Source organism: Ignavibacteria bacterium (assembly GCA_041649015.1).
Taxonomy (GTDB): domain Bacteria; phylum Bacteroidota; class Ignavibacteria; order Tepidaquicellales; family Tepidaquicellaceae; genus CAIKZJ01.
Genome location: JBAZNU010000001.1, coordinates 578,649 through 594,680, shown reverse-complemented (window position 1 = coordinate 594,680; position 16,032 = coordinate 578,649). Strand labels below are relative to the sequence as shown.

At 37.9% G+C, this 16,032-nt stretch carries 9 protein-coding genes; 3 read left to right on the top strand and 6 right to left on the bottom strand.

Annotated features, from left to right (window positions below; all coding sequences use genetic code 11):
* Positions 1–17: 17 nt before the first annotated feature.
* The 4 genes from WC644_02625 to WC644_02610 all read right to left on the bottom strand — a co-directional run bounded on the left by WC644_02625 (position 18) and on the right by WC644_02610 (position 9,865).
* Positions 18–758, bottom strand: coding sequence for a hypothetical protein (locus tag WC644_02625; GenBank protein MFA5010826.1), 741 nt, complete (start codon positions 756–758; stop codon positions 18–20).
* A gap of 150 nt (positions 759–908) precedes the next feature.
* The gene (locus WC644_02620) at positions 909–2,432 is read right to left on the bottom strand and encodes a T9SS type A sorting domain-containing protein (GenBank protein MFA5010825.1); all 1,524 of its coding nucleotides are present in this window, start codon (positions 2,430–2,432) and stop codon (positions 909–911) included.
* 312 nt (positions 2,433–2,744) lie between these two features.
* Complete coding sequence (locus WC644_02615) at positions 2,745–7,673, bottom strand: T9SS type A sorting domain-containing protein (protein ID MFA5010824.1); 4,929 nt, start codon at positions 7,671–7,673, stop codon at positions 2,745–2,747.
* 167 nt (positions 7,674–7,840) lie between these two features.
* Positions 7,841–9,865 (bottom strand): T9SS type A sorting domain-containing protein, encoded by a 2,025-nt coding sequence (locus WC644_02610; GenBank protein MFA5010823.1) that lies wholly within the window; start codon positions 9,863–9,865, stop codon positions 7,841–7,843.
* Positions 9,866–11,141: 1,276 nt separating this feature from the next.
* Between WC644_02610 and WC644_02605 the strand changes: the two genes are divergently transcribed.
* On the top strand, positions 11,142–12,143 hold the full coding sequence (locus WC644_02605; protein MFA5010822.1) for an ornithine carbamoyltransferase: 1,002 nt from the start codon (positions 11,142–11,144) through the stop codon (positions 12,141–12,143).
* A gap of 99 nt (positions 12,144–12,242) precedes the next feature.
* Here the strand turns inward: WC644_02605 and WC644_02600 are convergent, their stop codons facing one another.
* The gene (locus tag WC644_02600; protein MFA5010821.1) at positions 12,243–12,737 is read right to left on the bottom strand and encodes a glutathione peroxidase; all 495 of its coding nucleotides are present in this window, start codon (positions 12,735–12,737) and stop codon (positions 12,243–12,245) included.
* Positions 12,738–13,023: 286 nt separating this feature from the next.
* Here WC644_02600 and WC644_02595 point away from each other — a divergent pair, with 286 nt between their 5' ends.
* Positions 13,024–13,395: a VOC family protein gene (locus WC644_02595; GenBank protein ID MFA5010820.1), complete on the top strand. Its 372-nt coding sequence runs from the start codon at positions 13,024–13,026 to the stop codon at positions 13,393–13,395.
* A gap of 33 nt (positions 13,396–13,428) precedes the next feature.
* Here WC644_02595 and WC644_02590 read toward each other — a convergent pair whose 3' ends face one another.
* Positions 13,429–14,040, bottom strand: coding sequence for a hypothetical protein (locus tag WC644_02590; protein MFA5010819.1), 612 nt, complete (start codon positions 14,038–14,040; stop codon positions 13,429–13,431).
* 167 nt (positions 14,041–14,207) lie between these two features.
* Between WC644_02590 and WC644_02585 the strand changes: the two genes are divergently transcribed.
* On the top strand, positions 14,208–15,989 hold the full coding sequence (locus WC644_02585; GenBank protein ID MFA5010818.1) for a S8 family serine peptidase: 1,782 nt from the start codon (positions 14,208–14,210) through the stop codon (positions 15,987–15,989).
* Positions 15,990–16,032 lie beyond the last annotated feature (43 nt).

Genomic DNA, 16,032 nt, shown 5'->3' with positions numbered 1-16,032 from the left:
GTATTTGTTTGTTCCGATCAGAGTCTTTGAAAATTATTAGCAGAATTTTTGACGTACGCTAAGCTTATGATACTATCCCCTGTTTCGGCGACAGAATTAAAAGCAGCCGATAAGTAAAAATTTATACCGCCATCTGTACTTACAAATAAATCGGATTTTGATTGTCGTGTTGAATCATATAACCCCCCTAAATATATAATATTCCCTCCAGGATGGTAGGAAATACATTCCCCCCCGAGTTTATTCTCGAAAACATCTCCGTCAAATCTTGGTCCGTAAATCAGATTACTTTGAAGATCATAAAAATTTGATTTTTCCCAAGTTGCACCTCCATTTACTGTGTATAAAACGCATTTACCGTATGCATCAGTATAATCTTGTGTTTTCCAACTCCCCCATGCCAAAATAAGTTTTTCTTTATCGGTTGGATTAACAGCAAGCCCAGCAACGACGTAATGCGAAAAAAACATACTCTCGCTTACCCCAAGTATGCCATCATGGTAATAATTAGAAATCAATGTCCAGTTATCGCCGTTATTAGTGCTTTTATAAACACCTCCAACGTCTGTTTTAGCGTATAACCACTGTGAGCCTAAATTAGTAGTATTATTAAAAGCAGGATATACGGCTGTTACAAACCCCCCGCATTCGAAATTAAGTGTCTTAAAATGATTCTCGTTTAGGAAGGGTATAGTCTGTGAAGAAACAAATACAGGGAAAAGTAAAAAAAGCACAAATGTATAAATTTTTGTTTTCATAAAATTTAATTTTTATTAATGCCTGTTTTTAAAAAATAAATTAATTTAAATGGTTGTGATAATTTTTACCGGTTTGCACTTCTGATAATTTAGTAAATTATAAAAAACTATTCTGATTCCTCCTTTCCGGTGTACCGTTAATATGCAAGGTTACTTTATCACAATAAGTTTTTTTGTATCTATAAAAACATTGTTAACGAATAACGAGTAAAAATAAACCCCTGATGATAATTCGAGGTTTTCCAACGATAGTCTTTCTTTGTATTCTCCTGCCTGCTTAAATCCATTCGCAAAGTTTAATATTTCTTTTCCTTTAATATCGTATATTTTTAGATTTATATTGCCGGGCTTAAACAAAGAATAACGAATTATCGTTGATGAATTAAAAGGATTCGGAAAGTTCTGATGTAATTTGTAATCACTTATAATAGTTGTGTTGTTAATTATGTTGCTTGAGGGTGTCTTATATTTTATTAGAATCAAAGAATCTTGGGCATTAGTTATGAAATAAATTGAATTTGTATAACAAATCAATTTGCATTCTACTGGAGCTGATTGTGGATAGTAGTTTTGACTAATTAATTTACCCTTCGTATCAAGTTCATTAATTATTACATCAGGATTAAATTGCACAGCCCTCCGCCCCGCACAATATAAATGGTTGTTTTGATATGCAAACCAATATAAAAGATAACCATTATTATTTCTGTACCATTGTATATTACCAGCTGTGTCATATTTTATAGTATAAAGACATGATAAGTATATATTTCCGATATCATCGAAATTAATATTCTGTGATCCTGATGATACCGTTAAAGAATCTCCGAAAACACTTACCCACACGGAATCACCTTTATAATCATATTTAATAAGCCCGGAAATGCTTTTTCCATTATACAAAGTTATATATCCACTAACGTAGCAATTACCTTTGTTGTCAGGCTTTACACAAAGACCTCTTGAAATCGTATTCTGATAACTATACTTTCTAAACCATTTCAGATTTCCATTATTATCGTATTTCAAAGTTCCATAATAATAACTTCCACCGGAAGAAATATAACCTCCAGCAACGTAAACATATCCGCTGTCATCAATACTTACATAGTTCCCTCCCATTACGTATTCCGGGTTAATTCTTGCCCATAGTGTATCGCCTTGCGGAGTATATTTTACCGTGAGGCATTTAGTAATCCCATTAAATGTCTCTCCAGTTAAATAAATAAAACCTGCCTTATCAACGGCAATACCGTATGGCTCGTCATATCCTCCATAAATTAATATATTATCCCATTTCAACTGCCCTGATGAATCAATTTTTACCAATACAAATTGATGATTAATATTTCCAAATGATACGAATAGTTCATTATTTCTATCAGTTGCTGCTAGCAATCTTGAGTTAGTTTTTCTGTGATTTAACTTTCTTTTCCAGAGAAGATTTCCGTTTGAATTATGTTTAAGAACTATCAAATAACTTGATGAGTCACCAACGGAATAAATATTTCCTGCTGAATCAATCGCTGCTGAATGTCCCTGAAAATTAGGATAATTCCTCACCCACTCGAATTGCATCTGAGCTATCGCCGGCATCGAAATAAATAAAAATAATATTACGACAATGCTAAAAAAAATTAATGAGAATAAAGTTTGCCTGATTTGTCTTATCATAATTTCATATTTTTTATTCTGCGGGAATATTGAGAACATACTCGTATTTTATTTTTGAAAAAATAAACTTTTGCGTCATTAATTTCTATACACAAATATTAAAAGGGTGGAGCTTCAATTTCTTACATACAGATTTTTAAGATTTTATATGACATACATTGGATTCTCGAAATTTTATATCAAAAACCATAATTCTCCATCATCGGAATCCCTAACGTTTCTTTCAATTTTGTATTTTTAAGTTAAAGTACAATGCCCCATCATAAACGGGGCATTGTTTTAATGTTATTCAAAAGATTATCTCTCTTCATATCATTTTACTAACACCATACGCTTCACCTCTGTAAATTTCCCAACCTCTATCTTGTAGAAATATACTCCGCTCGCATAGTTATGACCGTTAAATTCTACAGTATATTTACCGGCTTGCTTCACTTCGTTTACAAGCGTCTTTACTTCTCTTCCGAGTACATCGTATATCATAAGTTTTACTTTCCCTTCTTTCGGAATCTCGTAATTTATCTTCGTTACTGGGTTAAACGGATTAGGATAATTCTGCGAAAGTCCGTAACTCAAAGGTAAGTATATAGTTTCCTTTTCCTTTTCTTTTGCTGCCGTTAGACCCGCAATGAGTAGAATGTCTTCTTTATGTTTCTTAATCTTACTCTCCGTATTCATGGTTTTCAAACCCCTTAAATTATCCTCCGCTCTTTGAATTAAGTCTTCCCTGACTTCTTTTGAAAGCTGCATAATATTCGGACGTTTGCTGTTTTCTTTTGATGCGTTATCCTTCTTTGCCGCGTTATCTGTCTTTATCCTGCCGGTATTTTCATTGTCGAATTTAGTGTTCGTTGTTTTAGAAGAATAAGTATTATCAATTTCCTCATTTTGTTGTTTATACATCCTGCTAACAACCCGCATTGCTGAGTCGTTTTTCATTGCATTTTCTATCTCTGAATGAACTTTTTCCCTGAACTGTTCTTTGCTTATTTCCTTTTCTGCTCCGCCCTGACCCATCAGCCCGAGTACTTCATCGTAATCCCAGCTTGCAAGCAGCCGCATCGTTGCGTCAGGATGAAACATAGCAATAAATTCAAATCCCGTTAGTGCATCATTATATTCTTCCATGTTTACTTCGCACATGTTTATAAGATAGTATGCAACGTCTATAAATTCGGAGTTATAATAATCGCTTTGTATTTTATCGTTTAGAAATGTTTTTAAATCGCTGTAAAGATTGTTTCTGTAAACTGTATTAGAACTTGTATCAAGGCTATTATAACAGTCGAATATTTCGTATAATGCTGAATTCAGATATCCGCTTTCCGTATAGTTGTTAATCAGATATTTATATGAATTAATAGCGTCTAATGATTGTCCGTTTGATGCATAAACTACTGACTGTGAGTACAGTGTCTCATCTGGCGGTAAGTAGGAATTTGTAACCGTACTCATAAATGTAGTGTCGTTAATCCCAAAACCCTTGTTTGTTACGATGAAGCCGCTGTATTGTAGTTGGGAAGGTTGATTGCAGGAGTGACTCCCGCTGAAATCCGTTATAACAAAAGGATTTCCCGATGTGTAAAGATAAGTCGAGGGATTAGCCCCTGTATTGCACCATGCATTGCCCGCAGCAGAGAATGTCTCAATTGTGGAGTCTAATACACCGGATACGTGAAAATACTGAGGGTCAGAATTTTTTTCAAATTGGTTTAATCCGTTGTTCATAAAGGGGAGACCCGCATCTAAAATGATTATATTTCCTGCATTTACAGAGAGCAGATTGTTCTTTCCGCCGTTCCAGTAGTATGTATTCGCGGTCCTTGTCGGAGATAGATTCGGGTAAGAGTGTCCCTTCATTATAATTGACGCTCCGCTGCCTTTTATGGTATTTCCGAATATGTCCGGGTTGCATTGCTGAAAATATACAGGGTTATTCGTTTCAACTGACGAGAAATTATTGTTTTTTATCGTTCCTGTTATCATCCTGCCAATTATATTATAATGAGCAGAATTTCCGCTGAAAGTGTTTCCGTAGATATAAAATGGAGTAAGTTCTGATGCATAACTGTTCAATACCATTGACGCACATCCGTTTGTGAATGTATTATTAATAATATTGATTGAGGGTTTACCTTTTTTATATGCATAGCTTCCGCTGTTCTTTATCTCAAGTCCTACAGCCGAAGTGCTGCCATCCGGCATGTTGAATCGATTTTCCTGTATCAGGATGTTATATACGTTTTCAGCATATAATGCAAATTCAGCTCCGTTGCTGCAGTTGAATGTGTTATTACTGATTATCTTTTCTTTGTACGCATGAGTCTCTCCGTTTATGATTTTTATTGGGAGTTTTGATTCGCTAAACAGGCAGTTTTGTATCGATAAGGTCGAATCGCAGTTTTCTATTTCAATTCCTCCCCATTTTTCATTTAGGTCAATACATGAAAAATTCACGTTGTTAATTGAAAGCTTACCGCCTTCATGTACGATTATTTTCTTGTCTTTTGCCACGTAAAAATTTATTCCACCCTCTATGTTCAGACAGCCGCCCGGTACAACCTCAATGTTTTCATTGCAGTAATACTCGTTGTTAATCGTTATATTATCATTTACAATTATCGGGGCTCCGCTCGTAAAGCCGCTGTACACTATTACTCCCTGTCCCGAGGTTGCAACCCATAATTCATTGTCATACGGGAAGGGTCTTGTACGCAGTGACCTTATGTAAGGTATAGTTTGGGACATTGGTGAATATTCCAGTCCGGGGAGTTTACGCCAGTTCATTCCTGAATTTGTTGACATATACAAGGAACGGAATTTTTCTTCCACGTTGTTTATTTTCCTTCTGCCTGTTACTGCAATTCTTTCGTTCACAACTTCAACTTGCGACGCATCCACAAAATCTCCTCCTGTGGGTTGCCAGTTTGCACCACCGTTTATACTCACAAATAGTCCTCCTTTGCGGTAGTTTGGCGGAGCCGCGGAATTACCTTTTATTGCAAGGTATAGTTTGCCGTTTTTATATTTTATTGAGCCTTCGTTAAGATAGTCAACCTGGGTGTAATCCGGATAACCTGCAAATGAGAAGGTTTCACCATTGTTTTGGGATTTAAATACACCGCCATTTTCTAAGTATAAATATACGATATGGTTTGTATTGTCATAAGCAATGTTGAACTGTGATACCGTCCTGTCTCCCAATGTACTGTTGTATGCAGCCGGTAGGAGAGATTGTAAATATCTTGATTCAGTTGTTATTCCTTTTAGGGCGCTGACTCCCGTAAATGTACTTTGTGTGACGCTTTTGCCCCCATTATCAGAGTAAAACACTCCTAATGTATTACTATTCGGTTGAATTTTCCCGCTGCTCTGTCCGACTATCATAAGAATTCTATTTGCGCCGCCGGGGACTATGATGTTTCCCGGTCCCACACAATCTGTAGTAACAAACATTATTCCGTCTGTTATAAATCGGTTGTTATCCGTGTATATTGCAGGTATTGGCGGTACGTTATCCATTCTTGTGATTATTACATTCGACCCCATCTGGCTGCGCTCGAATATCATTGCCTTTCCGTTACCGATGTCGGGATTTCCGCCTATGACGTAACTAATTCCGGGGTAGCCTGGGTTGTCCAGGCATCGTGAAGCGTCGGTTATGTAATCGCTGTACCAGTTCGAGTATATCTGTCTTCTGTCGTAATTCAGAGGTGAGAATGTACTGCCATAGTTTGTACTCCAGGCGAGCACCCAGTCCATTATCGGGATTGCAGCAAATTGATTTCCGGAATTATCTCTTATGAAACTTATATCATGTGCCACGATCATTGATATTCCATTTACGATATATTTCCATCCGGAGGTTTCAAAGCTCGTATATCCGGAGTTATCAATAGTGACGTTTTCGGATTTGAATGCTCCCGCACCTCCACTCGCATACCAGCAGGAGGGATAGTGAGGATTTTGAGTAATGTTGTTTAAACCCGTGAAAGGAAATGATTCGTGAGCCGTGGTTAACTGATGTCCGGGAAGATTGTGTCCCGATTCGTTAAACTTAAATACTATTTGTGTGTTAGAATATTCCTGTTGATAAAATCCTCCCCATGACCCATAATTTCCGGGTATCGCACCATGAGATTCTCTTATGGGTCTTCCGTACCGCCCTGCGATCAGGTGGGTTTCGTCTATGGTTCCGTCGGTTGTCTTTCTCGGAAATATTATGGGTGAAAAATGTGTGGTCTTTTGTGCCTCGTTTACACCCGAGTCGAATGCACCGGTTAATTCATCAAAAGCAAAACTTCCGTTGTATGATACCCGGGCGATTCCATATTGTGATTGTCCGTTATAGTCTAAGGTTCCAAATGTTACGTAGGCAATCCTGTTAGCATCACTGCCCCACAAGACTATTCTTTTTATATGATGTAATACTGTTCCGTAATACAATGATGACCATGTATACCCGTTATTTGTGCTTACGTACATTCCTCCTGTGGTTCCCACCCAAATATGATTGCTGCCTTCTTTCATAGCAATGCTTGTGATGGTGTGATTATTTTCAGGGTAATTTCTCAGCCATTGCCAGGTAACACCTTCATCCGTGCTTTTATAGAGACGTGAGTAAGAGCTTGGGGCGGGTGCTCCGCCTGCATACATTGGATAGGTATTGCCCTCTTTGTTGGGAGAGAATATTATGCATTCGCCCCCAAGTTTTTCATATCCTTCGTTGACGTTATTATTGCCTTTGAATACTATGCCCGTGCCATCCATCGAGTTTACCGGTATTGGGAGCCAGGTTGCCCCCCCGTCTGTCGATTTACGTATATTTTTGTAAAGACTTACAAAATTGGCTGCATCCTCCACTGTATTTCCGCATGCTGCAACTATTATATTTGGATTTTCCGGATGTACTGCGAGTCCTTGTACTGACATCTCCGAAGGCGAGAGTGAGATTCCGTTTGCACCAAATTCCCAGAAGAAATTTGATATGTAAGTCCAGTTTTCGCCGTTATCAGAACTTCTGTAAATTCCTCCAACATCAGTGCGAGCGTAGAGGATGTATTGGTTTAATGGCGGAAAAGAAACGTTTTTATATGGTGCTGGATAAATTTCAGTGACCCAGCCGCCACCCTCAAAGTTCAGGTATCTGAACCTGTTTCTATTTGTACTGGCAGAGAGAGATTCGCTTAGTGTGTGAAATGTTAAGAAAAGAAAAATAACTGAATAAAGTACTTTTTTCATACATCCTCCCGAGATTGTGTCCTTTATAGTTTTATTAAATAATTATTTATAAGTTAATTTGATTTCGATTTAACAGATTTTACACACCTGTATTTTCTCTGATTATTATGCTCCACTCCAGTTTAATTCTTTTTCGTTGTGTTATACGACGTTAAATTTCAATCGGCTTATTTTATTAAATACATTTTTCTTGTTGTTGAAAAATCGCCTGCCGTAAGTTTATAAAAATATACCCCGCTGCTTAGTCCCGAACCATTGAAGGTGACGCTGTACGTACCGGGTGTCTGACTTTTGTTCACGAGCGTTTGAAGTTCTCTTCCATTAATATCATATATTTTCAATACGACTTCGCTGATTTCTGATATCTGATACCTGATTACTGTTCTCGGATTGAACGGATTGGGATAGTTCTGCGATAACGAGCATTTTTCAGGAACTTTCGATGTAATGCTTTGTACACCAACGATTTCTGCCGCTGACCTTCTCCATACGCCGAGCCCGCTCGTTCCAACGTATATATAGCCGTTCTTTTCGTAGAATGAAGTAATGTTTAGGTTCAGCAGCCCTTCGTTCTTTGATTCCCAGTTGAGCCCATAATTACTGGATGCATAAACACCTCCCGAGGCAGTTCCCGCTAACACATAGTTTCCGCTTTTATATATTCTATTAATTGTCAAATCCGGAAGTCCGTTATTTCTTTCAACCCAGCTTAATCCGTTGTCAAACGACATAAACATCCCATAGTCTCTCAATCCCGCATATACCACGGTTGAATCAGCATACAAAAAGTTAACGACAGGGTGTCCGGCAGAATCTGGAAGACCGTTGCTGCTTGGCTGCCAGGTTTGTCCGTTATTTGTGGTCATACTTATTCCAAAATATCCGCCGCTAAATAATTTGTTCCCTTTTTTACATACGGTTTTTGTCATTTCTACTCCGGGAGAAATGAACTCCCAGTTGATTCCGCTATTTGAAGAGGTCGAGATGCTTCCCATTGCAGCAGCATAAACTTTATTTCCATCAACTAAAAAATGATAAAATACAGGACCGGAATTCACGTTTACCCAATTGCTTCCGAAATCAGATGAATAATACGCACCCCAGGATTGATTGGGATAAATGGTTCCTGCTATCAGTATATTGTTAAGGGAGGCAACACAATTTACGTCTTTATTCGTTAGTCCGTTTGACTTAACAGTCCAATCGGTGCCGCCGTTTGTGGATATGCATACCCCTTTATTCGGTACGGCTGTTATCAGATTATTACCGTATGACGATATGTCTTTTACTACTACATTGTATAAACCTCTGTTTGTCGCTGTCCACGTGCTTCCGCTGTTTGAGATTGAAAATACTCCGCTCCCCTCGCCCGCACCTGCGAATATTTTTGTGCTGTTTGATGTGATAGATTTAATGTTCTGGTTTGTAAGTCCGGTATTAAACGCCGTCCAGTTCATCCCATGATTTGTGGAACGATATACACCGCCTGTTCCCCCCGCATACAGAGTCTCCCCAATCTTTGCGATTTCTCTTACATCATATTCAGGCATATCACCAATAATGTCTGTCCACGTCCCGCCATTATCGGCGGATTCAAAAATTGTTGATGCTGTTGTTGCGTACACGTAATTACCGCATTTGCTCAGATAATAAGCCCAAAGAGAACAGTCTATCCAGTTCATTCCGTAATTCGTTGAACGGAATATTCCGTGGCTTGATGATCTCGAAGCAAAAACAATACTGTCATAAGCTATTATGGAATTTATAGTTCCGGCAGGCGCTTCGTTTAATAATTCCCAATTGTCTCCGCTGTTAGTTGAGCGGAATATTTCCGACAATGTTCCCGCATAAACATAGTTTCCTGTTGCAGATATTGATTCAACAATAACGCTTGTCATGCCGGTATTTACCTGTGTCCAGCTTAATCCATAATCCGTTGAACGAAAAACCCCCCCGCCGTAAGTGCCTATATATACCTTATTGCCGGTTATGGCAACCGAGGAGACGTTGAAATTTGTAATCCCGTTTTTTAGTATAATCCAGTCGATACCGTTGTTTGAAGAATAAAACAAACCTCCCCCCGTTGGCGCAAACAGATTGTTGCCATCAGCGGTAACTTTTTTGATGCTTGCGCCTTCTATGCCGGTGTTTACCTGCACCCATTGTGCTTCGCAACGCCGTGCAAAGGACAATAGACAACAGATTATAATTAACATAGCAACGCAGGAGCATCGTAACGGAGAAATCCCCTTATTGTTTTTTTTGTTGATTTGTTTAAGCATACGAGATGTATTGTTTAATAATAAGCCGAATGAAAGTAGTTAAATTTAGTTTCATTTTACTTATAAACAAGGTGATGTGATGTATTGCGATGAACCATCAACGCTAATAATCCTAATAATATTATAGATAAAATCTATTCCCCCTTTTTATTTTATCTTACGTTCGATAGGAAACTCAACGCTATATAATTATATAAATTTTATTAATTATTCAATAAAAATCAAGTGCATATTTTAGCCTCCTTCGTTAATCTATGTACACGACAATAATTTGCTATGTATTAAATTCATTTAAGTAAGTTAAAATATTGCTAACTGGTTATTCTTTTATCATCCCCCCACGTGTCATTCCCGCGTGCTCTTAGCGGGAATCTTATCAAGTTAACTAGTTCTTCCTTGCCTCCTTTGCGACCTTAGCGGTTGAAAATTCTTCCCCAAAAATAAAATCAATGTCATTCCGTCATATCCGTGCCAATCAGTGTCCAATTATGTATCACAAGTTTCTTTCTTCCTTAAACGCTTCCTTGCGGTCGGGGCTATCAGCTATTTACTGTTCTTTTGGTGTTTTGGTGGTAATACATTTTTTCTCTCCTATCAGCTATGCCCTAACAACCATCAACCAACATGCTCCCTTCATTATTAATCACAACATTTTTCGAAATTGTGCCACGAAAATTCTCATTTTAAAAATATTTTTCTCCTTAAAAAAATCTTTTTCTTTAAATAATTCCCTGTATTTTCTGTCTCTTATATCCCGTACAAAAAAATCGACAAAAATACTCCGTGTCCAAGTTTTGGTTTTTGTTGTGATTATTAATGAAAGGAGTAAGTAAAATATGGTAATAAAATTTTTCTGTTATTTTTTAAGTTTTAAATCCCCGAAAATGCTCAAAAATCGAACTTTCGTTTTTTCTTAATCTTGCGCTCTCCTTGTACTCCAATTGTACTCAAATTGGCCTCGAAAAATATCCCCCAACCACTGATTTTTGAAAACTGAGTACTCTTAGTCTGAATAGGCAGGCTTTGGGGGAATTAATGTCATAGTTTCCCTGTGTCGAATTTACTGATTACAGACTCCTGATCACGGATTAAAGTTTGCCGCTCTGTCTTCTCCCTTTAATACGCGCTTTTATATTCTTATATTTGTACTCTTGTCAAAATCAATTTTATTAATCAAATATATTTTATGCCGTTTAATTTAAGAAACAGACATCTGCTCAAACTTGCAGACTTTTCTCAGAAAGAAATTAATTTTCTTCTCGATCTTTCTCGGGATTTGAAAAGAGCAAAGTATGCAAAAACAGAGCAGCAGCATTTAAAAGGAAAAAACATTGCACTCATTTTTGAAAAATCCTCAACCCGCACCCGCTGTGCTTTTGAGGTCGCTGCCTTTGATCAGGGCGCTCAGGTTACTTACCTCGGTCCTTCGGGCTCTCAAATAGGCCAAAAGGAATCAATGAAAGATACTGCACGCGTTCTTGGCAGAATGTATGACGCTATCGAATACCGCGGCTATGGACAGAAAATTGTTGAAGAACTTGCCGAATATGCTGGAGTGCCGGTGTATAACGGACTCACAGACGAGTGGCACCCCACTCAGGCTCTTGCCGATTTTCTTACTATGCAGGAACACTCTGATAAACCATTAAATAAAATTAGCTATTGCTATATTGGCGATACGCGCTCTAATATGGGTAATACACTTACCGTTGACGGATGTATAATGGGAATGGACGTAAGAATCTGTGGACCAAAATCCCTCTGGCCCGATAAAGAAGTTCAGGATATGGCAAAAGAATTTGCGAAGAAATCCGGTGGAAAGCTTATGATTACAGACGATCCATCTAAAGCAGTAAAAGGCGTTGATTTTATCTATACCGATGTCTGGTTGTCAATGGGTGAGGCAGCCGATAAATGGGCGGAAAGAATTAAACTGCTGAAACCTTATCAGGTTAATTCAAAACTAATGGCAAAGACAGACAACAAAAATACTAAGTTCCTGCATTGCCTGCCCGCATTCCATAACAGGGAAACTACAGTCGGTGAAGAAATTTATCAGAAGTATAAACTCGACGGTCTCGAAGTAACCGAAGATGTTTTTGAATCGGAAGCATCTGTAGTATTCGATGAAGCCGAAAACAGAATGCACACTATAAAAGCGGTTCTTGTCGCAACGCTCGCAGACTGAAAACTTTAATAATTTTATAAAACAAAACCCGTTAAACAGATATGTCTAACGGGTTTTTTCTCTTTACTAAAGTCTGTATAACTTCTTTTCTGGAATTTCTTACAAAAGTTTTTCTATAATAGATGTCATTTCTTCCGATTCAGGTTTTACTTTACTCTTGTACCTGCCGACAACATTACCGTTTTTGTCTATTAAAAACTTTTCGAAGTTCCACGATATATCTCCCGCGGGCTCAAAGTTTATAAGTTTTGCGTACAGCGCCGACCTGTCTCCGCCAAGCACCTTTACTTTATCAAACAGCGTAAAGCTAACGTTGTAATTGGTTTTGCAGAAATCCTGAATTTCTTCTATCGTGCCGGGTTCCTGCCCGCCGAAATCGTTGCAAGGGAATGCGAGAATTTCAAACCCTCTTTCTTTATACTTGTTGTATATTTCCTGCAAACCCTCGTACTGTTTCGTATAACCGCACTTCGAAGCTACGTTTACTATCAGCAGTACTTTACCCTTATAGTCTGACAGTGCTTTTTCCTGACCATCTGTTGTTTTTACTTTCTGGTCAGAAATATTTATCGGGTCTGAATTTAACGGAGTCATTCTATTCAAGGTTTCTGTTTCATTATTCTTTGTGCACCCGAATGATGCTATGCTTGCAGCCATTATTAGTGTCAGAAAAATTGTTTTTAACATGTTTTAATTTTTAGTTTATTTTCGTTCCCAAAGTGGATACTGTTATCTAAACATACAATCACACTCTATGCGTTCCCTTGGTGGTTTAGATTACGCTCCCATGGCGGAACATGAGAAAGAGGGGAAATATTGCATGGAATTGTTGAGTATTTTTTCCTGTTTCAAATGTAAAGCAAATAAAAGGAGTTTTATAATGGCAGGAAAAAATCCAATAGGATGGTTTGAAATTTTTGTAAAAGATTTTGATAAAGCAAAAGAATTTTACAGTAAACTTTTTAACTGGGATTTCAATCTTTCACAAAGCACAAAAACGCAATACTGGAATATATTTACGGGAGAGGGTTCCATAGGCGGCGGATTTATGAAGAAAGAAAAACCCGAGCAGGAGGGTCAGGCAGTAATACTTTATGTTTCAGTAGAAGATATTGACGGCACACTGAAGATTGTTCACGAGCTTGGCGGCAGGACTTATACGCCCAAAACACTGATTAACGAAAATGCAGGTTACTTTGCTTTGTTCTATGATAACGATAATAATTTAATCGGTCTCTGGTCAAAAAACTAGCTTACAGCGTACAGCGTATAGCTTTCCGTTTAATTATTGAGGTGCAACCGTTAATTCGAGAAATTCTATGTTTGACGGTTTTTCGACATCCCGGATTTGTACGGTTGCGTTAATATTTATGTTATTTGCGGATACAGTAATTCCGTCGAAGCTTGCTTTTAGCACATATTTGTTGTCATATACGGAAAACTTCGAGCCTGTATTGTTCTCATAAATATCGCAGGTAAATCCCGAGACGATTTCCTTACCGGTTTTCATCAACTTTGATACAATCTCGCCAGCATCTGAAAGGACGGCGAAGTTACTATAATAATTATGATCTTTTACAATTCGTGATTTTACCGGCTGTACGGTTGTTTCAGTAGTAAAATAAAAGTATATCCACTCTTTGTCAACAAACCTTGTCTCAAGGTTCTTCTGCTCGTTTACAGTCTTCTCCAGTTCAAGTTTTACTTTGTCACCCTTCTTTGTCAGAGTTATTTTTCCATTACCCGCACCGGTTACATCGTACCTGATTATGACGGAAGATGAATCAGATTTATCATTAGAATCTAAAATTTTCACAACTTTCTTCTCTTCTTCTTCGCAGGCATGCAGAAAAAGTACGGCAAAACACAAAATTATAAGTGAATATATTTTCTTCAAAACTTAATTTTTTATCATTATAATTTAATTGTATTATTTATACAATCATATTAGTTTTATACATTAAATAAAAACATTTACCCTTATCGTGCGTATAACAAGCTACCCGGCATTAAACAACTATGCCGTTTTATTTGTTATAAATTTAATTGAACTAAAATAAAAACATGAAGATTAAAACATTATTTGTTACATTATTCCTTTTTGTTTTCTCGGCAGTATATAGCCAGACTGATATCTGGTACACGACCGTTCTGCAGGAAAAATTTCTTGATAAAGATGGTAAACCCGTCACAGGCAAGGGCGTTGTTGTCGGTGATATCGATTCCGGTATAGATATATTTCACCCTTTCTTCTTTTTTGCCGACGGGGGAGAATATAATTGGATAGACGTTGACAAAAACGGTACGTTCACGCCCGGTCTAGATGCTGTAGATTATAATAACGACGGGATTGCGAGCATTTCCGAAGTCTTGAGATATATAGAGATGAATAATAATACTTATAACGTTCTTAAGACGGATAAGGAAAATTATAATCCAGACATGGATTTTCTTTATAACGATAAAAACGGCAACAAGAAAAGAGATCATGGAGAAAAAGATGGTTTTTCAGAGCAAGACCCGACTTACGGCGAACAGTTTTTTATAGCGATAGATGCTAACCAAAACGGGGTTCTCGAAATAGGGGAAAGTATTGTAGCTCTTAACACTTCAAAAGTCCGCGCAGTAAGAGAAAAAGATGGGACGATAAGAAGACGGGGGATTGATTTAATTAAAACAGAACCCGACTCCGTTCAACATGGTACAAGCGTTGCAGGTGTAGTACTCGGCGGTCATTCCGGCGTTCAGAAACTTCATGGTTTTGCGCCCGATGCCGAAATAGTAATGGCAAACATAAAATATGATTATACACCGAGGTTTGTGAGGAACTTTCCGGAAATGATAAAATTCTTAAAGGATGAAAAAGTCAATATTCTTTTGTTTGAAGATGGTGAGTGGATGTTTGAATTTATGGACGGTTCATCGGAAGAGGAAATGTTGACTAATGAGCTTGCAAGGTCTGGGATTACTATTATTGGCGGCGGAGGGAATCTTGCTTCTGGCAATATGCTCGTTCGTTCTAAATTGAAAAAGGCACAGCTTGAGACTTTTAAATTTTCATCTCCTGCAACCGGCGAAGGAAAGAAAAATGATGGTTCTTTTGTATCGTTCTTATGGAAGGGGAAAGATAAAGAAGCTGTCTTTACTGTATTGACACCGGACAATAAACTTTCGAAAGAAATCAAAGGGGGCTCGGGAATTTTGAAGGTTGGGAATTATAATATAAATTATGCAAAAGTTGTGTCTCCAAAAGGTACTGTAATGATGAAATTTGCGTTCTCTGAAAAAGATTCGGGCACAGTTAAAGGTGATTGGCAGATAAGAGTACATGCAAAGGACGAGATTGACCTGTTTGGATTTATTGTTGATGTAACGCAATCATGGGGAGGAACAACACGTTGGTATTCGGATAAAATATCGGACGAGGGAACCGTAACTTTTCCTTCGACTGCTGACAGCTGTATAGCTGTTGGTGCTTACACTGTCAACTATGCGTGGGGAACGAATGATGCAATAGGCAAGCTCTGTTATTACAGCGGAATTGGTTATAATATTTCGGGTAAAGTAGGAATAGATATATGTGCACCCGGGCATTCTACTTTTACGTGCGGACCGAACAATTCTTATACATTGTTCAGCGGTACAAGCTCCGCAGCGCCGCATGTTGTCGGCACAGTTGCTTTAATGCTTCAGATAAATCCTGCTTTAACTCATACGGATATAAGAAATATTCTGAGGCACACTGCCGTATCAGATGAGTTTACAGGGACCGTACCTAACACGAAATGGGGCTCGGGAAAACTTAATCCGGAAAAAGCTATTAAGTATGTTTTAGAAGAGCGTTAACGCTTAAACTTAAGATTAATTCGTTTCGGATAATCTTCGGTTT